The sequence below is a fragment of the Desemzia sp. FAM 23988 genome (assembly GCF_045528365.1).
In the GTDB taxonomy this organism is placed as follows: Bacteria; Bacillota; Bacilli; order Lactobacillales; family Carnobacteriaceae; genus Desemzia.
The window spans coordinates 26999-49646 of record NZ_JBGQQS010000010.1 but is presented as its reverse complement, the minus strand read 5'-3'; the positions used below and the strand labels follow the sequence as shown (position 1 = coordinate 49646).

The following is a 22648-nucleotide window of genomic DNA, read 5'->3' as shown; positions in this document are numbered from 1 at the left end:
ATATTTTTTTGGGCTTTTACCCTTTTAACCCACTCTTAGATATCCCAGCAATAATCTGTTTTTGAAGAAAAACATAAATGATGACCATTGGGATAATAACGATTGTTGAAGCCGCCATTAACAGCTCAAAGCGTGTTCCTGCTTCGGTTGTGAAAGCTTGCAATCCAACAGGTAATGTCCGAAGCTCGGTGTCATTGGTCACAATCAACGGCCACATAAATGAATTCCAGCTGCCGATAATTTTTAAAATCGCAATCGCTACAATTGAAGATTTTCCTAAAGGCACCATGATGGACCATAAAAAACGGAAGTCACTGGAGCCATCCACTTTTGCAGCGTAATACAACTCATTCGGTACGCCTTGAAAAGTCTGACGTAATGCAAACACAGAAAAGATACTTGCCAGCCAAGGAACAATCAGTGCGGCATACGTGTTGATCAAATCAAATCGGGACAAGGTTACAAAGTTCGGAATAATCAACAATTCTCCCGGCACCATCATAGTCGCAATTAAAATCGTAAAGAGGATATTTTTTCCATAAAACTCCATCTTCGCAAAAGCAAAGGCCGCTAAAATCGTCGTGATCAGTTCACCGGCTGTCGAAAGCACCGTCACCAAAACACTGTTTAAGAAATACCGTCCAAAGGGTGCTGCGTTCCAAGCCTCAATATAATTTTCAAATTTAGGCTCATCCGGAATCCATACTGGCGGCATCTGCATCGTTTCGCCGGCAGATTTGATAGACGTTGACAACATCCATACAAAAGGAATCAACATCGTAATGGCACCAAGCGTTAGTAAAATATATAAAATGGATTTTTGTACTTTTTCACTCATTTAGCCAATTCCTTTCTTAATAATGGACAAATTTGCGATTGTAAGCTAACTGCAGAACAGTCACAAGTAAAATAATAACGAATAAGACTACTCCCGCTGCTGCCGCTTCACCGTAATTGTATTCGGTATAAAATTTTTCATATAAATAGTACACCACTGTCAACGCAGAATTCCCTGGACCAGGTCGGCCTTGGAACATCGCATAAACTTCATCAAACACTTTAAAATTATTGATGAACCCCGTAACAGTTACTAAAAACGTTGTCGGACTCAACAATGGAATTGTAATGTTTAAAAATCGTTGCCACGGACTTGCACCGTCAATCTTAGCCGCTGAATAATAACTCTCATCAATATTGTTCAACCCCACTAAAAAGAGGATGATGTTAAAGCCTAATCCTTTCCAAACGGACATAATAATCAATCCCAGTAAAGCATAATCAGGATCCGTCAGCCAATTGACTGGATCAATGCCAAACCAGCCTAAAAAGTAATTCATCAATCCAAAACGCGTATGGTAAATCCAGTTCCAAACCAATGAAATCGCCACTGTACTGGTTACAAAAGGCAAGAAATAGATGGTTCTGAAAAAACTGGACAACAGTTTTATCTTGTTCAGCATCAACGCGATAAATAACGATAATGCGATCGATACAGGAACGACTCCCAATACAAAAATGAAGGTGTTTTTTAGGGCAATATGAAAATTAGGGTCTTGGAAAATCTCCACGAAGTTTCCGATACCATATTCGTTGACGATATCCTGGAAAAAATTGTAATCCGTATAAAAGCTCATCGCCAAAGATTTAAAAATCGGGTAAATATTGAATGTCAGCATAACGATCAACATGGGGGCTAAGTACATATAGGCTTTTAAAGAGCTTTTCCAAGTTGGTTTCTGGATCATTGAGCAACCTCCTCCTCCATCAGCAACGCTTGCCCTGCAGCATCAAAGTAAAGGACATCCTTTGCGTCAATCGTCAGATGAAGGGTCTCACCGATTTGAAATTCCCCTGTTATATTATTGGCAACAATAGCCAGTCCATCTTGGATTAATTTGATCGATGTGTCTTTCCCGATCCGCTCGATATGAGTGACTTCTCCCGTGTAAAAAGCTTTAGTAGGATCTATTGTTTGGACGATGTTTTCAGGGCGAACACCGATTTTCTTCACTTGCTGCTGGATCATTTCAGGAAGTTCCAACGTAGAAAGGTTGATCCGCGAATCATCTGCATCAAATGTATTGATGGCTGGATTCCCTAAAAATTCCGCTACAAATAAATTACTTGGGTGCTCGTAAAGTTTTTGCGGCTCGCTGATTTGTTGAATGTGTCCTTCATTTAATACCATCACATGATCTGAGATGCTCAACGCTTCTTCTTGATCATGAGTCACAAAAATAGTGGTAACATTAGTTTCTTGCTGGATACGGCGAATCTCTTCGCGCATCTCGATTCGCAAACGGGCATCTAAATTGGATAACGGTTCATCCATCAATAAAATATCCGGCTCTTTTGCTAGCGCTCGGGCAATGGCAACTCGCTGCTGCTGTCCACCTGAAAGTTGCTTAGGTTTCTTATGTATGTGGTCTTCGATCTGTACAAGCTTGGCTAATTCCAGTGCACGTTCTTTCCGTTGCTTTTTAGGCATCTTTACCATTTTCAACGGGAACATAATATTTTCTAGAACAGACAAATGAGGGTACAAGGCGTAATTTTGAAAAACCATGCCCACTTTTCTTTTTACAGCATCTTGCTTGGTGACCTCTTTCTCATTGAAAAATATTTTCCCTTTCGTAGGAAAGGTTAATCCTGATATCAACATCAAAGTCGTTGATTTTCCACAGCCGCTTGGTCCTAATATAGAAACCAGCGAATGTTCGGGAATAACAAAATTCAGATCATGCAATACTTCTTTGTCTCCATAATCCATAGCAATTTCTTCAAAATGAACTTGCACACTTTTCACCTCTTATTTTTTCTTTACTGCTTTCCTATCCAAAAACATTGTAACAAACCAGAATGGATTTGGATACATAAATTTAATGTAAAGTTCGTGATTTAACAAGTTCGTTTGTTTTGTTTTTGTAAACATATTGCTTAAAATGTGCATTTGTTGTATATTGTAGTACTGGAGGCTTTATCTATAAAGCAACTATATAGGTTTAATAACTATAAATCGTTCGTGTTTAACCGAGATGTATTTGGATTACTCACAGAAGATTTCACACAATAGAAAAAGGGCTGCCTCTTTTATGAGACAACCCCTTTTCTATCGTGCCTATTCATTTTATTGAGGATCAACTACCTCGTATTCACCCGTCATCGGGTCCATTTTCTTAACTTGTTCATTAGACATTGTGAACTCGAACATACCGACCATATTGGACAGTTCTACTCCATCTACTTCGTGAGAGTTGCGAATCTCGACTTGATAAGTATCATCATCTAATTTTGAAGTAAAGAATTGATTATTTTCTGGAGAGATTCCAGTTTGTGCAATGACTTGTTCTAAAACAAAAACCTCTTCTTCTTCAGGAGTTAACGCTGTTTCAACACTTTCTGACTCTTCTGTTTCAGTACTCTCACTGCTGCTTTCGGATTGAGTGGCTTCTGGTTGACTTGCTTCTTGTTCTTTACTTGCCAACCAAGTTTTAATTTCTTCATCAGAAGCTTCTAGAATATCATTTCCTGTAGCAGCCGCGTATTCTTGACTGATCAATACAGAATTTCGTTCATCTTTATAAACAGAATTTTCAACTAACTCATAAGTAGGTTCTTCTTTCATCGTTTCAACTTGTGCACTGCTGATTTTATCTCTTAAGTCTTGGGCTTTCGCTTCTAAATCAGCATATTCAGAAAGATCATTTTGCAACAATAAATCAATCGTCCCGCCGGCTTCACTATATTTTCCAGATTCAAACAGAACCACACTGTCATCGTACATATTTTGATAGACTTCTTCTGATTGAGTGACTTCAACACTCGATTGGCTGTCTGCAGAGCTTGCGTTGCTTGCGCTACCTCCCCCATTTCCACATGCTCCAATAACCAGTGTACTTAGAAAAAGAACTGCTGTTGCAACTTTTTTGTTTCTCATGATATAGCCTCCTTGTTTCCATTATTTTAAAGCTAATACATTGGTAAACACAATTCATCAGCTTAGACACTCAGTGTTTATTCCTTTACAGAAGCAAACTCTGAATCCCTTGATTCAATTATATAATAATAAAACTAAATTACTATTAAAATTTGCTATCCCTTTCTATAAATATTCTTCTTGTGAATACAATTCATCTAATACTATAATGAATAAAGCAAGGAGGTGGAACAATATGAAAAATTTTATACAAGAGTTTAAAGAATTTGCTTTTAGAGGGAATGTTCTGGACTTAGCAATTGGGGTCGTTATCGGTTCAGCTTTTACAGGAATCGTGACTTCACTTGTGGACAACATTATCAGCCCCGTGGTTGGTGCTCTTACCGGCGGATCTGATTTATCGAACCTTTCTTTCACGATTGTTGGAGTAGAACTTACTTACGGAGCTTTTATCAGTTCAGTGATCGACTTTTTGATTATTGCATTTGTTATCTTTCTATTTGTGAAAGTCATCAATAATGCCCAAGGCAAATTCATGAAACAGGTTGAGGAAGAAGAGATAGAGGTGGAAGTACCTCCTTCTGAGCAATATTTAAAAGAAATCCGTGACTTGCTGGCCAAGGATAAAGGCACTTCTATCTAATGAACAAAATCAAAAGACACTTCACTCAAAATAGAGAGAAGTGTCTTTTAGCTTAACCTTTATAAGTAGCGTATAAAATTTCTTTCAACTCTGCAATCAATGGTTCTTTTGGATTAGCTGTCGTACATTGATCCTCAAAGGCTAATTCTGCTAATCTGTCTGCCGCTTGATCCAGTTGTTTTTTTGTAACTCCTTGCTCTTTCATACTCATCTGAATATTCAGTTTTTTCCCTAATTCGTAGATTTTTTGAATCAAAGCTTCTACCAATTCAGCTGTCGTTTCTCCTTTTAACCCAAGGTAACGAGCAATTTCAGCATAATCTTCATCTGCTCGGAAATACTCGTACTTCGGAAACAATTGATGTTTTGAAGGAGCTTTAGCATTGTAGCGAATTACATGGGGCATCAAGATTGCATTCGCTCTGCCATGTGGAATCTCAAATTCAGCTCCAATTTTATGTGCTAAAGAATGATTGATCCCTAAGAAGGCATTTGCAAAAGCCATCCCTGCTAAAGTAGAAGCATTGTGCATTTTTTCGCGGGCCTCTTCAGTAGCAAAAGCATAGGATTCTTCCAAATATTCAAAAACCAGTTTGATAGCTTGTAAACTAAGGCCTTTTGTATAATCGCTTGCCATAACAGAAACATAGGATTCTATTGCATGAGTCAATACGTCCATCCCAGTATCTGCCGTAATGGATTTAGGCACTGTCATCACGAATTGAGCATCAATGATGGCCACATCTGGTGTCAACGCATAATCAGCCAGCGGGTACTTCACATTGATCGCGTTATCTGTAATAACGGTAAACGGAGTTACTTCTGAACCAGTTCCTGATGTGGTAGGGATAGCAACAAATTGTGTTTTTTTCAAATCTGGAATCTTGTACGCTCTCTTACGAATGTCTAAGAATTTTTGTTTTGCACCATCAAAATCAGATTCTGGTTGTTCATAGAATAACCACATTCCTTTAGCCGCATCCATAGCCGATCCACCACCTAAGGCAATGATTGTATCCGGTTGGAATTCTCGCATAGCTGCTGTTCCGCGATTGACCGTTTCAATAGACGGATTGGGTTCCACATCTGAGAAGATGCGCACAGCTACTGGATTTGAACGTTTCTTCAATTCATTTTCTACAATATCTGCATATCCAAATTGCACCATACCAGGATCACACACTACAAATACACGATTCACATTCGGCATTTTTTGCAAGTATTGGACCGAATTTTTTTCAAAGAAAATTTTTGGCGGTAATTTGAACCATTGCATGTTGTTTCTTCTTTTTGCTACTGTTTTGACATTCAGCAAATTCACTGCAGAAACGTTTGTTGACACGGAATTTCGCCCATGACTACCGCATCCTAAGGTTAGAGATGGCAGCATGTTGTTGTAAATATCCCCGATGCCCCCTTGCGCAGTAGGTGAATTGACAATCACACGACCGGCCTTCATTTGTTCTCCAAATTCTGCTGCTAGATCCATACGATTGGTATGGATGGCTGCAGAATGCCCAAGTCCGCCAAGTTCCAACATTTGTTGGCTTAATTCAAATCCCTGTGCTGTATCGTTCGCTTTCAGCATAGCTAATACAGGAGATAATTTTTCTCTGGATAATGGATATTCACTGCCCACTCCATCTAATTCCGCCACCAATATTTTAGTGCCCTTTGGTGCTTTCAGACCAGCAAGTTTTGCGATGGTGTCTGCCGATTGACCAACGATAGCTGGGTTTACCGCTGTTTTGTCTTTATTCATCACGGTATTTTCCAGTAAAGCCAACTCTTTTTTAGGCACAATATATACTTGTAGACGTTCGAATTCTGCTTTTACTTCATCATAGATCTCTTGATCCACGATTACCGCTTGTTCAGAAGCACAAATCATTCCATTATCAAATGTTTTCGACAGAATAATGTCGTTTACAGCCCGCTTGATTTTAGCTGTTTTTTCAATGTAGCTTGGTACGTTTCCAGGACCTACACCAAGTGCCGGTTTTCCTGTAGAATAAGCCGCTTTTACCATTCCTGATCCCCCAGTAGCCAGTACAACCGCAATATCATGGTGATTCATCAGCGTATTCGTGGCTTCTAACGAGGGTGTCTCGATCCATTGAATAATATTCTTTGGTGCCCCTGCTTTTACCGCAGCTTCATACAATACTCTAGCCGCTTCAGCGGATGATTTTTGAGCACTTGGATGAAAAGCAAAAATAATCGGATTCCTTGTTTTTACAGCAATCATGGCTTTAAACATCGTTGTAGAAGTTGGATTAGTTACCGGAGTTACTCCGCACACTACTCCGACCGGACTTGCAATCGTCATTAACCCGGCTTGTTCATCATCCTGAATGACGCCAACTGTTTTATCATTTTTGATATCATGCCAAATGGATTCTGTTGCAAACATATTTTTCACACATTTGTCTTCATAAACGCCACGTTTAGTTTCTTCCACGGCTAATTTAGCCAAGCGCATATGGTCATTCAGTCCAGCCAACGACATTTGATGGACAATGTAATCAATTTTTTCTTGATTAAAGTCTTCCAACTCTGTCAACGCTTTTTTAGCTTTAGTTGTGTACCCTTGAATAACATCCTCAACGGAAACTTCTTTTGTTTTAAATTCTCTTAGCACTTCTTGCATATTCCTATTCCTCCAAACTTTGTTATCTATTTCACATATGATATTACCTCATTTTTTTTAGAAAGTAAATCATTTTATGTGATTAAATTCGCTTATTTTAAACTTCTATTTTCGAACTAAAAAATGTTATAACAGGATCGACGAATAATTAGTACAGTTGTTTTGTTAATAATTGAGCATATATGGTCTGTATTTTTTCTCTAAGTGCTTTTAAAATTAAACAAAAAAATCCATTTAATTAGACAGAAAATTAAATGGATTTTTTGCTCTTCTTTTAATTTATCTCATGATAGTGTGAATAAACTTCCTGCTTTTTCATAGCGCGTATTTTAGCCACTTCTTTAATAGCCTCTTTACTGCGCAGGCGTTGTTCCTCCATGACTTGTGTAACATGCTCTCTGACTGTCCATTTTTGCCAACTCATATCTTCTTCCGGACACAAGGAGCTTTCGCTGTTTCCTTCAACAATCACACAAAATTCTCCACGAATCTCTGTGTTTTGCGCCCATTCCTGAACTTCTTCTATCGTCCCTCGAATAAATTCTTCGTACCGCTTCGTCAACTCACGACATAAAACGATCTTTCTAGTTTCGCCTAATACCGTGCTCATATTCTTCAGCACTTCTTTCAACCGGTGCGGGGATTCATACAAGATGAACGTTTCCGGCCGCAAATTCAATTCTTCTAGCGCTTCTACTTGATCTTTCTTTTTACGCGGCAAAAAACCGTAAAAATAAAATGGTTGTGGACTCAAACCTGAAGCGATCAATGCTGTCAGAGCTGCATTTGCTCCAGGAAGTGGCACGACCGAAATACCTGCTTCAATACAAGCTACTACTAAATCATGTCCAGGGTCGCTAATAGAAGGCATGCCCGCATCACTTACTTGAGCGATATCCTGTCCGTCTTCCAACCGATCGATCAATTGGCCGATCCGTTCTTGGGAATTGTGTTCATGAAAACTGATTTGACTCGTATGGACATCAAAATGATTCAATAATTTTTGCGTATTTCGCGTATCTTCTGATGCAATCAAATCGACTTCTTTTAAAAGACGGATCGCCCGAAACGTCATATCTTCTAAATTCCCTATCGGAGTAGGAACGAGATACAATGTCCCAGTGGATTGCGGCTCAAAACTCTTTTGCTGAAACATCTGCTGTTTCCTCCTTAGTGTTTAACATTTCCATATTCACCACACATGCTGAATCTGCGGAAAGAGGAAATTCAACTCCTTGTTGCATCAAGTACTGTATTTTTCGTTTGCGCGTTTGCTGTTTAAACGCATATTCTGCCTTAGTGGCTTCGCTTCTTGTAGCAAATGCTTCCGCATAGACCATATGCACCGGACGCCTTTTAACAGGTTTGGTGTATTTGGCCCCAGTGCCAGAATTATGTTCCTCTTCACGCCGTTTTAATTCTGTGGTATAGCCGCCATAAAAGGTGCCGTCATTGCAATACAAGACATAGAAATAACTAATGGTGTTCTTTTCCAAATAACATAGCACTCACTTCCGGTAAATAATGGTTCTCTTCATCATAAACAATCAATGGAGGCAGCACGCGGAATCCCGTATCTTTTCCATCTTTGATACCTTCGATCAAAATTGTATTGGCTTCTTTCCCAATTTTTGGATAAACAAACCGCAATTTTTTAGGCGCCAAGCGATGAGCTTTCATTGTTTCTAAAATCTCCAACAATCGGTCTGGGCGATGGACAAAATAAGCTTTTCCATTCATTTTCAATAATCCGCTAGTCACTTTCATCACTTCGTCTAAATTCGTATGTAATTCATGACGCGCAATAGCCAAATGCTGGTTCGGATTACGAGTGCTTTTTTCGGTAGCTGCAAAATAAGGCGGATTACAAGTCACTACGTCTACAGAATCATGTTTGATCCAATTTGCAGCATCTCCTATTGCCCCATTAATAATGGACACCTTTGTTTCCAACTGATTCATCTGAATACTTCTTTCAGCCATGTTTGCTAAACGTTTTTGCAATTCGATTCCAATGATCGGGCTTTTCGTCTTTTGACTTAAGATCAGTCCAATAACTCCATTCCCCGCACATAAATCGACAACTTTTCCTTTATGATGCTTTGGAACTTGAGCAAAATCAGCTAATAAAATAGCATCCAGTGAAAAAGAAAATACAGAAGGACTTTGGATAATATCCAAGTCTTGACTGATAATTCGATCTACTCGTTCGTCACTTTGTAGCAACTGGTCCATGCACGTCACACATCCTTCATTCAGTATACTTTTTTTATTATAGCATAATGCAGCTCTCCGTTTTAAGGAAGTTTAGTCTCTGCTGTCCACTTTTTCCAAAGACAAAATAATTTTCCCTGTGTTTTTATTGTCTTCCATATAGCGATGCGCATCCGCGGCTTCTTCAAATGGAAATACACGATCAACAATCGGATGGATTTTGTCAGCTGTAAACAGCGGCAATGCCTTCTCTGCAAATTCATGCGTTAATTCAGCTTTGTATTCATCTGATCTTGGGGTCAATAATGTCCCTATCAGGGAAACCCGTTTACCTAATAACGCACCTAGATTGACGTTTTCAACCGTTGCGCCACCTAAAACACCAATTAAAATCCAACGGCCGTCTACTTTGATGGACTTCAGATTTTTCTCCCAGTAAGAAGCTCCGATAAAATCTAAAATCAAATCGACCCCTTTACCGTCTGTCATTTCAAGAACACGTTCAGAAAAATCTTCTGTTTTGTAATTGATTGTTTCGTCTGCTCCCAACCTTTTACAAAAATCTAATTTTTCTGCTGAACCAGCTGTTGTGATTACTTTTGCGCCAGTCAGTTGTTTCGCCAATTGGACAGCAGCCGTTCCAACACCACTTCCGCCTGCATGAATCAATACAGTTTCTTCTTGTTTTAATTCACCTAACCAATACAACGTTTGGTAAGCTGTTAAAAATACTTCTGGTATGGCTGTCCCTTCTTCAAAAGTAGTTTCATCCGGCAGTACAATCGCTCGTTCAGCTGGAACCGTTACGTATTCTGCATAACTTCCCTCGTTCACTAAACTAGCTACTCGAGTTCCAGGTGTAAACTCCTTATTCGAGCTGTTATTTTCTTCCACCACTCCCGCCATTTCAACACCTAAAATAGGATATGGCGGTTTCAATTGTTGATTTTCACGCTTCATAATATCTGTTCGATTGATAGCCGTTGCTTTTACTTTTACCAGTAATTCACCTTTTTGAGGCGTTGGTTTAGCGCGCTCTTCCATAATCAATTCTGCTGCACTTCCTGGTTTTTTCATGCTGACTGCTTTCATAGATATCCCTCACTTTTCATCTTATCAAATACATCCACTATAACACGCTAACTTTCTTTTTTCTATTTAGAACTGATTACGCTTATACTTCAGAAAAACAAAAAAATACTCAGCTTTTACTGGGCTCGTTCGACCAGCTTGGACTAAGTACTTTTATCGGATTCTTTTTAACGGCGTTCGCCATAAATCACATTTAAACAAAACGCACAAGATTCATCATCGACTCTTCTTGAGCCATAGAATACGTTGCAGACATGAAAGCCGTCTTCATAGATTTTTTCAAGATTCAAACGAGATTTTGACATTTCCGTCTCGGCTGGTTCTTTACTAGCATCTGGTTTTTCCAAATCTGTCAATCGATCTCTCAGATGTTGATTTTCAATCCGTAATGAAGCATTTTCTTCAACCAATGCACCAATTTCATTTTTTAATTCTGAAATTCGATTCAACGCTTGGCCCGCATCATTCTCTAAACGATTGAAACTATCAAACAAAGTTTTTTTGTCCATCTTTTCACCCACGCTTATCATTGATCCTCCTTCAAAACAGAACGTTTCTTGTTCTATTCATTACTTTTTTACCGCGATTTTGCTGGCAAACGTGATGCGTCATTCATTAAACGAATCGCTAATTGCTCAAATATACCTTGAGCGTTGACGTTGCTTTCTAATTTTTTCTGGCTGGCTAAGATTTCTTCTATTGATGAAATAATGATCTTAGATGATTTATTATCCACGAATTGAGTCAATTCTTCTTGGTAGCGAGGAAAAGCAAGTCGAGAGGCCTCTGCATCGTAAGCTAGTCTTAATGCATCTCGGTAAATGAGCAGTAACAGTTCTAAAGCTAATTGGTACTGACTGCGTTCTTTAAAATGATTCATGATTGTCGTTTGAACAAAGACAAAACTCTGCTTATCTTTTTTAGCAATTTTCAAGAACCATTTCCATATGACTGGATGTGCATCCATGAACCATTCATCTTGACTCATTTCGTGAGCTTTCGCAATGTCATTGGTCAAATGTACCAGCAATGCTGCCTGGTTTTTGGATACCCCTTTATCTTCTAACTCTTGTTGCAAGATGTCTTTTGGAAGCGGAGAAAAGTGAATCAACTGACAACGGGATAAAATGGTCGGCAGGATCCGCTGCTTGGCAGTAGTCAATAAAAAGGCTGTCACATTTCCGCTAGGCTCTTCTAAAAACTTCAATAAGCTGTTCGCTGCACCCACTGTCATTTTTTCCACATCGCTGACAATAAAAACTTTCTGATTTCCTTCTACACCGCTTTTCCCAAATTCAGACTTCAAATAACGAATTTGTTCTACCTTGATCGATAGACCTTCTGGCTCAACTTCCACCACATCCGGGTGGTGCTGCTCAAATACTCTCGTACAATTTTGACACGTCGTACAAGGTATTCCATTTTGTTTATTTGGGCAAAAAAGCCCCGCAGCAATCCATAAGGCCAGCTCTTTCTTTCCCGTACCTTTTGCTCCTTCAAAAAGATAAGCATGAGCCAGCTTGTTGTGCTGCATTTTTTGCTGAAACTGCTGCATGAGTACAGGTTGGAGCCGATTTATTCTATTTTCGATTAGATCACGACCTTACTGTTCACTTTTGCTGTATTTAGGTTTCTTTCCATCCTCATTAGAAACGTTCAAATTGTTCGATCGGCATCACGAACACCGTAGCTCCACCGACTTCTACTTCAACTGGATAAGGAAAACTAGTCTCCATTGAAACATCAAAACTGGTTGGAGGAAGCATGTATTGTTCTCTTGCAGAACAATTTTCGCGAATAATGTCCAATACCTCATCCACTCTTGCTTCTTCTACCCCAACAATAAACGTAGTATTTCCAGCTTTTAAAAAGCCGCCAGTTGTAGACAATTTCGTTGCACGAATCCCTTTATCTACAAATACATTTGATAAACGGTTTCCATCTTTATCTTGAACGATCGCTAAAATAAGTTTCATCAGTAACCCTCTCCTACTCTATCTTAAAATGGTTAGTTATTTTTTCTATAATGGTATTATAGCAAACCTCAACAACTTGGTTTAGTTCTTGATCAGCATCGATCATTGTGATTCTCTCGGGATTTAAGTCGGCAAGCTTCAGATAAGCTTCACGAACTTTTTCGTGAAATTCTAATTTTTCTTGGTCCAAACGGTCAAATTGACGCTCTTCTTTTCCTTTATGGATCCGCTCTAAACCAACCTCAGCTTCAATATCTAAATAAAGGGTAAAGTCAGGCTCAATATCATTTGTCGCAAATCGATTGATTGAAGCAACTTCTTCCATTCCGATTCCACGAGCATAACCTTGATAAGCAAGAGAGCTGTCTACGAAACGATCACACAGAACAATTTCATTTCGTTCCAAGGCTGGAAGAATCTTTTCCGTTAAATGTTGTCTTCTGCCCGCAGCGTATAACAATGCTTCCGTTCGAATATCCATTTCTGTGTGTTCAGGGTCTAAAATAAGCTCTCGAATTTTTTCAGCGATCCGACTGCCGCCTGGTTCTCTTGTAGACAATATGTGCTGCTCCAAAGTTTGTTCTAATCTTGGAAGCAATTCCTTAATGACACTCGTTTTGCCAGCTCCATCCGGACCTTCTATGGTAATAAAAATTCCCTTCAACTTTAAAAACCCCTCAATCTTTTATCTTATTATCATTATACTGTATCTAAGCGTTTCAGTCTAACTGAATTCTTTGACAGAATAAATAGATAGACAATTATTTTTGTCTAGTCCCACAACGCGGTGTTTTTTATCTAAACTCATCTGCAAACTGACAATATCCGCTGACAGAATCCTTTGTCCTTTCAATACTAACGGAATCCCTGGAGGATACGGCGTAATATTTTGAGCAGCAATTTCGCCTTCACTTTCTGCTAAAGGTACTTTTTTTACAGCGGCTTTTTTCTGCTTCGCATACCCCATCTCTAAACTAGTTAACACGGGATAGTCAAGGTTCTGCTCCATTTTTTGCGGCTTTTCGTTAGGCACTCCTCGCGGCAAATGGAGTTCTTGAGTTGTTTTCAAAGAAACTTCGTCAGCTTTCAATAGTGGAAAAGTCAATAAAACAGCTTCAGGATCATTTTTTTCTGGATAAAGCCCTTGTTCTTCCAACAGCTGCGCCAACTGATCCCCGTTTTGGTCAGGCCAGTGTACTCTTCCTTTTAGAGGATCATCGCTTTGCCAAAACTCCAATCCGCTTTCTTTGAACAACTCAATCCACCGATTGCGAGAAGCAAATGTCTCTTGCAAATCTTCTGCTGTAAATTGCGACAAGAAATAGCGAGCGTATTCCAGGCTTTGCATCAATAAATAAGAGGGGCTGCTCGACTGCAGCATATGCAAATAATGCTTTATATTTTGGTGTATTTGCTTAGGAAGCTGTTTTCCAATGTGCAAATATCCTGTTTGCGTTAGGGCAGGCAGCATCTTATGAGCAGACTGCACTACCACGTCTGCCTCTTGGTCTAATGCAGAAAGCGGGAATGGTGCACCTAGCGTGAAGTGAGCACCATGCGCTTCATCTACCAATACGATCGCTCCTTGCTGATGAGCGTAATCCATTACCTCTTTCAATTCAGCAGTTTGGCCATTATAAGAAGGATACGTCAAAATAAGTGCTTTTATGGAATCCGCTTTTTCAAATCCTGAGCGAATGTGAAGAAAGTCCCAACCTACAGCTTCCTTTTTCTCCGCTTGATAAGTAGGGGTAATAAAAATAGGTTCAGCCTCTGCCAACTCTAAAGCATGAATAACCGACTGGTGGCAGGAGCGATCGACCAATACCGCATCCCCTCTCGATATTGTTCCTAAAACCATCGCCAAATTTCCTACAGTAGAGCCGTTGATCAAATAGTAGCTTTGCTCGCTGTTATAGAAATCTGTCAGCAAATCCTGACTTTCTTTCAATACGCCCTCTGCTTCGTGCAAATAGTCCAAGCCGGATACTTCGGTTTGATCCATTGCCAATACCTGCTTCATGCAAGATTCCGCAGGCCAATTTACCCCATTCTTGTGTCCAGGAACATGAAAAGAAACTTTTTCCTGTTGGAGATGACTTTGCAATGCACAAAAAAGAGGACGGCGTTGTTGTTGAATACGTTTCTCTTGCTTCACAACTTTCACCCTCCTTATTTTTTCTTATTCTATTTAGTATTTCCCTGTCAAATCGCCTTTGATTTTACGTTCTCTGGCTTCTTTGAACAGGTAAAAATATTTCGCTTCCGCCAATTTAGTTTGCGCGAATAATTGCCCATCTTTCTCAATAGAAGAACGTTCGATTCTTTTAGACATCTCCCAATCTTCTCTCAACTTTTTCATTAGGAGCAATAAAGAATCATCGTATTCTTTGCGTAATCGATATTTTTTCTTCCATCCCATTTTATTTCCAACTTTCTGAACAAATCAAGGGTTGACTCTGCTTTTTAGACGCGTTGCGCAAGGCAGACTCTCTATGATTTCATTTTCTCTTTTTGTTGGGAAAAACCACCCAACTAAAAGAGAAAAGTAAACTCTATGAGAGTCTAAACGCCCAACTCCACGCTCTGCTCTTTAGACGAGCTACGCAGAGCAGGATTCCTATGATTTCGATTTTTTCTTTTTATTGGGAAAAACACCCAATGAAAAGAAAAAAGTCGAACTCTACGGAACCCTAAGCGCTCTGCTCCGCTCTCTTATATTTCGCGGCGTCCTTCTACGGCTTTCATTAACGTGATTTCATCGGCGTATTCGATATCGCTGCCGACAGATAATCCATGAGCCAATCGGGTAACTTTGATACCGGCCGGTTTGATCAAACGCGACAAGTAAGTGGCTGTCGCTTCTCCTTCAGCGGTGGCGTTGGTAGCCAAAATCACTTCCTGTACTTCATCAGACTGCAGTCTCTTCAATAAAGAAGGGATATTGATATCTTCAGGGCCTGTCCCTTCGATAGGAGATAAAATACCATGCAATACATGGTACAAACCATTGTAGTCTCTTACCTTTTCAATTGAGATCACATCTTTTGCATCTTCCACAACTAAAATCATGCTGCGATCACGAGCTTTATCCTGGCAAATCTCACAAGGATCTCCTTGAGTGATATGCCCACAAATAGAACAATAGTGCAAATCACGTTTAGCGCTGATCAAAGCTTTTGCAAAATCAGTGACGTCATCTTCATTCATTGAAAGAGTGTAAAAAGCTAATCGAGCAGCTGTTTTCGCACCAATTCCGGGTAATTTCATAAAACTATCCATTAATTTTGATATCGGTTCAGGATATTGCATGTCCATTTCCTTCCTCATTTACAAACTTTTGTTTCCTTTAAAAAAGGGATCCCGCAACGGCATCCCATTTCCTGCTTCATTTTAATCTTGCTGTTAGAATCCTGGCATACCTTTAGTGTACTTGCCCATAGAAGCTTCTGTTTGAGCTTCGATCTTAGCCAAAGCATCGTTTGTAGCTAATAAGATTAAATCTCCCAAAATTTCGCTGTCTTCAGGATCAATCACTTCTGGGTCAATTGAAATACCCGTCATTTTTTTGTCTCCCGTAAAGGTTACTTTTACTAAGTCCCCATTTGCAGAACCCACAAACTCTGTAGCGTTCAATTCCTCTTGAGCTTGTTGCATTTCTTTTTGCATCTTTTGCATTTTTTTCATCATACCTTGCATATTTCCCATTCCACCGCGCATATTAAAACTTCCTCTCTTATTTTAATCGTTTCGAACTTCGACGATGTCAGCACCGAACATTTGCATCGCTTGGCTGACGATTGGATCCTCTTTTTTTTCTGTTGTTTCTTCCATTTCTTCCTCATCCGTTGGAATCAATTGGTCTAAACTTTCCCAGTCACCATGGTTTCCACTATGAACAGGCGAATTTCCACTCGCTTTTTCTGTGTTTGGACTTGGTTGAGCAGGAGATGCTTTTTTTGCTTTCATTTTATCTTTGTTCTGTTTGATATAGGTACTTCTTATCGTAGGCCATTGTTCAGCCGGCACGCAGATCATTTGCGGCGAGTGGCCAATCAATCGACGTAAATACTCACTGACAGCTTCAATTAATTCGCTGTCGTCAGTAGCCTTTTGACACAAAATATCATATTCAAATGAAACAATCAAACCATTTGGACTAGCTGCAACTGGTGTAGAAGCTTTCATTACCGCACGTTGCGTTACTGACAACATATTTAACAAATCTGGCCAGACGTCTTTTAGTTGGACCAGATCGCCCTTGGTTGCTACTTCCAGTACTTTATAGATGGCTGTCGAATTGGGTTTGAAAGCTCCTTTGATAGGGGCTTTCGGTTTTTTCTTCGCTTTTTCGACTGGTTGTCCAGAGCCGTTTGCCAGAATGTCCTGCATTTTCTTTTTCATTTGTGCTAATTCGGCTTCTAATTCTGACATTCGCGGACTATCAGCAGCTGTTTCCATATTAGCTGCTGGTGCTTGTCCCAGATTAGGATTTGCGGTTGGCATTGCACGAAGCTGCGTTAATTTGACCGTTGCTACTTCAATGTAGACATCTGCATGACTCGTTAAGCGCATTTCACGTTGTGTTTCATTTAGCGTTGAGATCACTTCATAAAGCACATGCGAATCGATTGTTTTGCTTAACTCCATAAAATGCTCGTCTACATGAGCACTTTCCAAGATATCGGCTTTTTGCGGAGCTTGCTGGTAGACCAGCAAATCTCGACTGAACAGGATAATGTCCTCTACAAAGCGAGCCACATCTTTTCCTTCAGCAAGGATCTCTTGTACTAAGGACAACCCTTTTTCCGTATTGTGCTGAGTAATCGCATTGAAGAATTCAACCAACCGCTCTTGTGTCAAGCTGCCGGTAACAGCCATTGCATTTTCCATAGTGACAACATCGTCGCCAAATGAAATGGCCTGATCAAGAATACTCAATGCGTCACGCATTCCGCCCTCTGCTGCTCGGGCAATGACTTTCAGGGAATCTTCTTCAAAACCGATATTTTCCTGACCCAGAATATATTCCATTCGGTCACAAATATCTCTGACGGAGATTCGTTTAAAGTCAAACCGCTGTGTCCGTGAAATAATCGTTAATGGAATCTTATGCGGTTCGGTTGTTGCTAAAATAAACACTACATTTTTAGGCGGTTCCTCCAAAGTTTTCAGCAAAGCATTGAAGGCACCCGTTGAGAGCATATGCACCTCATCGATAATGTAAACTTTGTATTCTGCTTGTGTCGGTGCGTATTTGGCCTTGTCTCGGATGTCGCGGATTTCTTCGACACCGTTGTTGCTGGCTGCATCGATTTCAATAACATCATTTAATTGCCCCGTCGTGATCGCTTTACAGGTATCACATTCGTTACACGGTTCTCCATCTGATAAATTAGGACAGTTGATCGCTTTTGCAAAAATCTTTGCTGCACTCGTTTTTCCTGTACCACGAGGGCCAGTAAAAAGATAAGCATGACTCGTCTTTTCTTGAATCAAAGCATTTCTAAGTGTTTGAGTGATAGCCTTTTGTCCTGCAATATCTTGAAACCGCTGTGGACGCCACACTCGATAAAGTGCTTGATAACTCATCTTGCTTCTCCCTTCCTTTAACCACTGTACTAGATATTATTATACGGTAAATCGGAGCAAATTTAAACCATTCATGAGACTGTTTTTAAAAGGTTTACGATTTCCCGATACAAACCTATACTCTATAATCATTCAACCTTTTTAACCGTAGCCAAATACACTTCACGTTCCAAATACAGAGGGCAAGTATCACCTTCTTTAGAAATAGTAATCGGTTCTTTTGTTTAGCTTGCATAGTTAACAATCCACTATAAAAATTCGATTTTTTTATGAGATAGGGAACTGATAGTTAACATTACAACTTCGTAATTCTCTCTAATTGCGAGATAGAGGACCGTTAACTCATATTTCAATTCACTTATCCGCTCCAATTGTGAAGTAGAGGCTCATTAGCTCACATTTCAACTCGTTTATCCACTCCAATTGTGAAGTAGAGGCTCGTTGGCTCTCATTACAACTCGTTTATCCACTCCAATTGTGAAGTAGAGGTTCGATAACTATAAAACTTTACCACTCGAGGGTATTTTGATAAAGGCAACTATATTGGAACGAAAAAAACCAGCCGCATGAACGACTGGTGTTATGTTATAATATCCAATTTTTTTGAAAATTATTCTATGTACATACAGCACATGGTGAAGCAAACTTAGTGCTGCTTCCTTCCAGACCTGACACGATTCGTAAGTCCACCATTGCTATACGGCCTTTCGGCAATTCCAATTATACTAAATTTCTCCAAAGATATCCAGTCTTTTTCGAAAACAATTCTTTTTTTGTGTCCTTTATGACTCAAAAGCCCGTTAGGATATACTTAGTCCATTTTACGGTGCATCATTTTTTGGAACAGTTGATAGTTTTTATTTCCCCCAGATAAATTATATACCGATTCAAACCCCATATTCAGCATAATATTTTGAGCAGCATTTCCCGTAACTCCTTTATTGCAATACGTTACTGTGGGAATCGCTTTATCCAGCTCGCCGATTCTGTCACGGAGTTCTGCTAAAGGAATATGCACGGCACCTTTCACCCGCGAAACCTCGTAATCCTTTTTGGAGCGTGTATCGATAATCTGCAAATTATCGCCTTTGTTTTGACACGCTACTAAAAATTCCGGCGTCATCAACGGATTGCGATTCAATGCATTATCCAGTCCCATCCCCGTATACAGCACAGGATCTTTTGTCGTTGCAAACGGAGGCGCATACGCTAAGTCCAAATGGAACAAATCTTCTGCTTTAGCTTTAAACGTGATCGCTGTAGCTAAGACATCGATCCGTTTATCCACGCCGTTCTTCCCTACAATTTGAGCGCCTAGAACTCTTTTTGAAGCTTTATCCGCTAATGCTTTGATCGTCAATTCTGTGCCGCCCAGGTAGTCGGCATGATCTGGTTTGATACTGTAAAGGACCTCTACGTCATATCCTTGTCGAGCTGCTTCTTTATCTGTCAAACCCGTTTGGCCAATGTGCAGATCAAATACGCGATAAATGCCGGTACCGAGTATGCCGCGGTGTTCTAATTGACCGCCTGTTATCGCATCTCCGGCAATACGCCCCATTTTATTCGCTGTCGAACCCAGCGGACGGTAAAGAGGCTGTCCTGTAATAACTGAAAAACTTTCCGCTACATCTCCTACTGCATAGATATCAGGAATAGACGTCTGCATTTTAGGATTCACTTTGATTGCCTTGGACTCGCCTAAATCGATTCCGATTTCTTCTGCCAACTCCGTATTGGGACGCACGCCAGCCGCTAAGATAACCAGGTCTGTTTTTAAAGTCTGTCCTTTAGTGGTCACAAGCTGCTCCACTTTCTCTTCTCCCATAATCTCAGCAACCGTGTCCCCAAGATAAAGTTCTGCTCCATGTTCTGCTAAGTGTTCTTCCACTCGAAAAGCCATATCCGCATCCAAAGAGGGCATCACTTGATCAGAAAACTCCACTACACTGACCTTTATCCCTAGATTGGTCAACTGTTCAGTCATCTCCATACCAATAAATCCGGCTCCGATAATGACTGCTTTTTTGACAGAATGGTTCTCCATATAGTCTTTGATATGGCGCGTATTTTCTATTGTGCGAACTTGAAATGCATTGGAATATGTCCTTTTGTCAAATGGCGACGGAGTATAGGGTCTTGCTCCTGTTGCTAATACGAGTGTGTCGTAATGGTCCAGAAAAGCTTCGCCCGTTCTCAGATTGCGGACTTGGACCGTTTTATGATCTTTATCAATGCGAACCACATTATGTTCTGTTAATACGTCCACATTATAGCGTGTCTTGAACCATTGGGTATCACGCGGAGTCAATTTATCCATACTGCCCACTTCTCCTCCAATAGCATAGGGGATTCCGCAAACGGAATATGAGATATCTTTTCCTTGTTCATAGACAACGATTTCTGCTTCTTCTGTATTTCTTCTGGCTTTAGCCGCTACCGATGTTCCTGCAGCTACCGAGCCGATCACAATGATTCTCATCGCATTTTCCTCCTTAGTTAAGTGACACTGATTTCTTTTAGTGTAACTTACAATTCATAAAATTTGAAGAAACAAATGTACAAAAAAAAGCAACGTGACTAGTAGCTAGTTTTACGTTGCTTTTTTTTTATTTAATGCGTTTCTACATAAACTGACGTGCGTTTTTCCAAGTACTCCTGCAAGAAGCCAAATAAACTGCAGACGACCCAATACACAACGGCTACTAAGATGTACATCGTCATGTAATCAAATTCTCGTCCACCAATGATCTTGGCATTTTGAAACATCTCCGGCACTGTGATCATCGCTGCTAAGGATGTACCTTTGATAATGTCCAGCATCACGTTGCTCAATGGCGGAATCGCAATCCGAGCTGCTTGAGGAATGATGATCTTGCGCATAATAAAGGATTTTTTCAATCCAAGAGCATAAGCTGCTTCCCATTGCCCATGATCTACGGAAGACAGCGCTGAACGAATCGTCTCAGCAATATAGGCAGCAGAATTGATACTGAACCCAATCACAGCCGCTGTCACAGCATCAAATTGAATCCCTATAAAAGGCAATCCGAAGTACAATAAAAAAAGCAGTACCAGAGCCGGCGTTCCTCTCATAAAAGAAATGTAAAAGCGGGCGATCCATTCCAATGGTTTGATCTTCGATATCCGCATAATAGCCACAAAAAAACCAATGATCGTTCCAAAAATGGTGCTGACTAGAGCAATTCCAAGAGTGTAAGGCAATCCTTTCAGTATAAAAGGAATACTTTCTAACGCGAGTTGTGGATCAAAAATGTATTGCCATTGTATTCCAGACATCGTCTTTTTCCAACTCCTTAGTAGGCAGAAACATCAATTTCACGGAAATCATAATCTTTTTCAACGGTTACATCTTCCCCATTGTAAAATTCTTTCGAAATTTCACTTAGCGTGCCATCTTCATGCATCGCTTCTAACTGAGCATTGATTTGATCCGTTAATTCATCGTTTCCTTTTTTGATAGCGTAATTGGTTTCACTTGGATTATAGAAAACATCTTCCAATATTTTTACAGGGATTTCTGGCAACGCTTCTAGTGCCATTGTTTGACCATAGTAGTCATTCAATACTGTGTCTGTACGTCCATTTGCTACATCCCACAAGTATTGATCATTGGTTGCATTATCGTAAACTACTAATTCTGCTCCAAAATGTTCAGCTACTTTCATGTAAGAAGTTGTCGCTGCACCAGCTGCTTTTTTCCCTTTTAAGTCCTCCAGCGTTTCGATTCCAGAGTTGTCTGTTTCTCTAACGACCATAGATCCGAAAGAATATTTATACGGTATAGTATAATTGTATTTATCTGCGTTTTCTCCATCACGGTCGATCCCAAGTGCTGCAATATCGATTTGTTCACTGTTTAATGACGTCAACATTCCGTCTACGCCCATTTCAGTAAACTCTACTTCCAATCCTAAACGATTCGCGATTTCGCGTATAATTTCGACTTCAAAACCGGTTAGTTCATTTGTATCCCCATCATGATATGAGTTAGGGAAATAGGTTCCTGATGTAGCGACTTTTAACGTGCCATCTTCTTTAATTTCTTCCCAGCCTCTTGAAACAAGTGCCTCAGCAGCTTCTTCCTCATCATTTTCTTCTCCAGTATCGGCTTGTGACCCACAAGCTGCAACAAAGAACAGTGCACCTGCAAGTAAAGTCGTTAACCACGTGCTTTTTTTCTTCAACTTAAAAACCTCTTTTCTTTTTAATCACCTTACAAATAGTAACAGTGTGATTATCTGTCGTCAAACCATCATGAGAAAAAGCTCGACTTCAAGCACAAAATTGTATTCTTTTTTAGTGAAAGGCTTTAAAATAGCCTACTTTAAAGGAATAATCATAAACAATATTGTTTATATTCCTCCAAAAAACAGCTGATAGAAACTGTATTATTCATCTGTTTAACTTAGTTTAATATCTGCTTTTTGTGCAAAAAACTACAATCTCCTCTGTTTTTCTTAAGCGTTTTCGGTTATTCTTATTAAAAATAGATTGTTATCTGATGCTATTCAAAAAGGAGC

Annotated in this window: 22 protein-coding genes and 1 other RNA gene; 1 reads left to right on the top strand and 22 read right to left on the bottom strand. The window is 39.8% G+C overall.

Annotation, left to right across the window (positions count from 1 at the left end; translation table 11 throughout):
- Positions 1–16: 16 nt before the first annotated feature.
- The 4 genes from ACEN4L_RS07415 to ACEN4L_RS07400 form a co-directional block, all read right to left on the bottom strand.
- Positions 17–838 (bottom strand): carbohydrate ABC transporter permease, encoded by an 822-nt coding sequence (locus ACEN4L_RS07415; protein ID WP_407096693.1) that lies wholly within the window; start codon positions 836–838, stop codon positions 17–19.
- Positions 839–854: 16 nt separating this feature from the next.
- On the bottom strand, positions 855–1745 hold the full coding sequence (locus ACEN4L_RS07410; RefSeq protein ID WP_407096692.1) for a carbohydrate ABC transporter permease: 891 nt from the start codon (positions 1743–1745) through the stop codon (positions 855–857).
- Positions 1742–2770, bottom strand: coding sequence for an ABC transporter ATP-binding protein (locus ACEN4L_RS07405; protein ID WP_407096743.1), 1029 nt, complete (start codon positions 2768–2770; stop codon positions 1742–1744). The genes ACEN4L_RS07410 and ACEN4L_RS07405 overlap by 4 nt, the downstream gene beginning before the upstream one ends.
- A 357-nt stretch (positions 2771–3127) precedes the next feature.
- On the bottom strand, positions 3128–3937 hold the full coding sequence (locus ACEN4L_RS07400) for a hypothetical protein (protein ID WP_407096691.1): 810 nt from the start codon (positions 3935–3937) through the stop codon (positions 3128–3130).
- A 235-nt stretch (positions 3938–4172) separates the two neighbouring features.
- Here ACEN4L_RS07400 and mscL point away from each other — a divergent pair, with 235 nt between their 5' ends.
- Complete coding sequence (mscL, locus tag ACEN4L_RS07395) at positions 4173–4580, top strand: large conductance mechanosensitive channel protein MscL (RefSeq protein WP_407096690.1); 408 nt, start codon at positions 4173–4175, stop codon at positions 4578–4580.
- A 52-nt stretch (positions 4581–4632) separates the two neighbouring features.
- Here mscL and adhE read toward each other — a convergent pair whose 3' ends face one another.
- The 18 genes from adhE to ACEN4L_RS07305 form a co-directional block, all read right to left on the bottom strand.
- A complete protein-coding gene (adhE, locus tag ACEN4L_RS07390; protein WP_407096689.1) occupies positions 4633–7230 on the bottom strand; it encodes a bifunctional acetaldehyde-CoA/alcohol dehydrogenase in 2598 nt (865 codons plus the stop codon).
- A gap of 274 nt (positions 7231–7504) precedes the next feature.
- Positions 7505–8386, bottom strand: a complete 882-nt coding sequence (rsmI, locus tag ACEN4L_RS07385; protein ID WP_407096688.1) for a 16S rRNA (cytidine(1402)-2'-O)-methyltransferase — start codon at positions 8384–8386, stop codon at positions 7505–7507.
- On the bottom strand, positions 8364–8711 hold the full coding sequence (locus tag ACEN4L_RS07380) for a GIY-YIG nuclease family protein (protein ID WP_407096742.1): 348 nt from the start codon (positions 8709–8711) through the stop codon (positions 8364–8366). Before ACEN4L_RS07380 ends, rsmI begins: the two co-directional genes overlap by 23 nt.
- Positions 8707–9465, bottom strand: coding sequence for a tRNA1(Val) (adenine(37)-N6)-methyltransferase (locus ACEN4L_RS07375; RefSeq protein WP_407096687.1), 759 nt, complete (start codon positions 9463–9465; stop codon positions 8707–8709). The genes ACEN4L_RS07380 and ACEN4L_RS07375 overlap by 5 nt, the downstream gene beginning before the upstream one ends.
- 72 nt (positions 9466–9537) lie before the next feature.
- Positions 9538–10536, bottom strand: coding sequence for an NAD(P)H-quinone oxidoreductase (locus tag ACEN4L_RS07370; RefSeq protein WP_407096686.1), 999 nt, complete (start codon positions 10534–10536; stop codon positions 9538–9540).
- Between the two features lie 167 nt (positions 10537–10703).
- Complete coding sequence (locus ACEN4L_RS07365) at positions 10704–11045, bottom strand: DNA replication initiation control protein YabA (RefSeq protein WP_407096741.1); 342 nt, start codon at positions 11043–11045, stop codon at positions 10704–10706.
- A 68-nt stretch (positions 11046–11113) separates the two neighbouring features.
- The gene (gene holB, locus ACEN4L_RS07360) at positions 11114–12115 is read right to left on the bottom strand and encodes a DNA polymerase III subunit delta' (RefSeq protein ID WP_407096740.1); all 1002 of its coding nucleotides are present in this window, start codon (positions 12113–12115) and stop codon (positions 11114–11116) included.
- A gap of 67 nt (positions 12116–12182) precedes the next feature.
- Positions 12183–12512 (bottom strand): cyclic-di-AMP receptor, encoded by a 330-nt coding sequence (locus ACEN4L_RS07355; RefSeq protein ID WP_407096685.1) that lies wholly within the window; start codon positions 12510–12512, stop codon positions 12183–12185.
- A 13-nt stretch (positions 12513–12525) separates the two neighbouring features.
- Positions 12526–13176, bottom strand: coding sequence for a dTMP kinase (gene tmk, locus ACEN4L_RS07350; RefSeq protein WP_407096684.1), 651 nt, complete (start codon positions 13174–13176; stop codon positions 12526–12528).
- Between the two features lie 60 nt (positions 13177–13236).
- On the bottom strand, positions 13237–14670 hold the full coding sequence (locus ACEN4L_RS07345; protein WP_407096683.1) for an aminotransferase class I/II-fold pyridoxal phosphate-dependent enzyme: 1434 nt from the start codon (positions 14668–14670) through the stop codon (positions 13237–13239).
- A gap of 33 nt (positions 14671–14703) precedes the next feature.
- Positions 14704–14934 carry a YaaL family protein gene (locus ACEN4L_RS07340; protein ID WP_079650937.1) on the bottom strand — a complete coding sequence of 77 codons (231 nt, stop codon included), beginning with the start codon at positions 14932–14934 and terminating at the stop codon, positions 14704–14706.
- Positions 14935–15227: 293 nt separating this feature from the next.
- Positions 15228–15824, bottom strand: coding sequence for a recombination mediator RecR (gene recR, locus ACEN4L_RS07335; protein WP_407096739.1), 597 nt, complete (start codon positions 15822–15824; stop codon positions 15228–15230).
- 93 nt (positions 15825–15917) lie between these two features.
- Positions 15918–16232, bottom strand: coding sequence for a YbaB/EbfC family nucleoid-associated protein (locus ACEN4L_RS07330; RefSeq protein ID WP_407096682.1), 315 nt, complete (start codon positions 16230–16232; stop codon positions 15918–15920).
- A 21-nt stretch (positions 16233–16253) separates the two neighbouring features.
- Positions 16254–18104, bottom strand: a complete 1851-nt coding sequence (dnaX, locus tag ACEN4L_RS07325) for a DNA polymerase III subunit gamma/tau (protein WP_407096681.1) — start codon at positions 18102–18104, stop codon at positions 16254–16256.
- A 616-nt stretch (positions 18105–18720) separates the two neighbouring features.
- Positions 18721–18809: signal recognition particle sRNA small type (ffs, locus tag ACEN4L_RS07320), an RNA gene on the bottom strand.
- A gap of 106 nt (positions 18810–18915) precedes the next feature.
- Complete coding sequence (locus tag ACEN4L_RS07315) at positions 18916–20586, bottom strand: FAD-dependent oxidoreductase (RefSeq protein ID WP_407096680.1); 1671 nt, start codon at positions 20584–20586, stop codon at positions 18916–18918.
- A gap of 131 nt (positions 20587–20717) precedes the next feature.
- Positions 20718–21404 (bottom strand): amino acid ABC transporter permease, encoded by a 687-nt coding sequence (locus ACEN4L_RS07310; protein WP_407096679.1) that lies wholly within the window; start codon positions 21402–21404, stop codon positions 20718–20720.
- A gap of 17 nt (positions 21405–21421) precedes the next feature.
- A complete protein-coding gene (locus ACEN4L_RS07305; protein ID WP_407096678.1) occupies positions 21422–22312 on the bottom strand; it encodes a transporter substrate-binding domain-containing protein in 891 nt (296 codons plus the stop codon).
- Positions 22313–22648 lie beyond the last annotated feature (336 nt).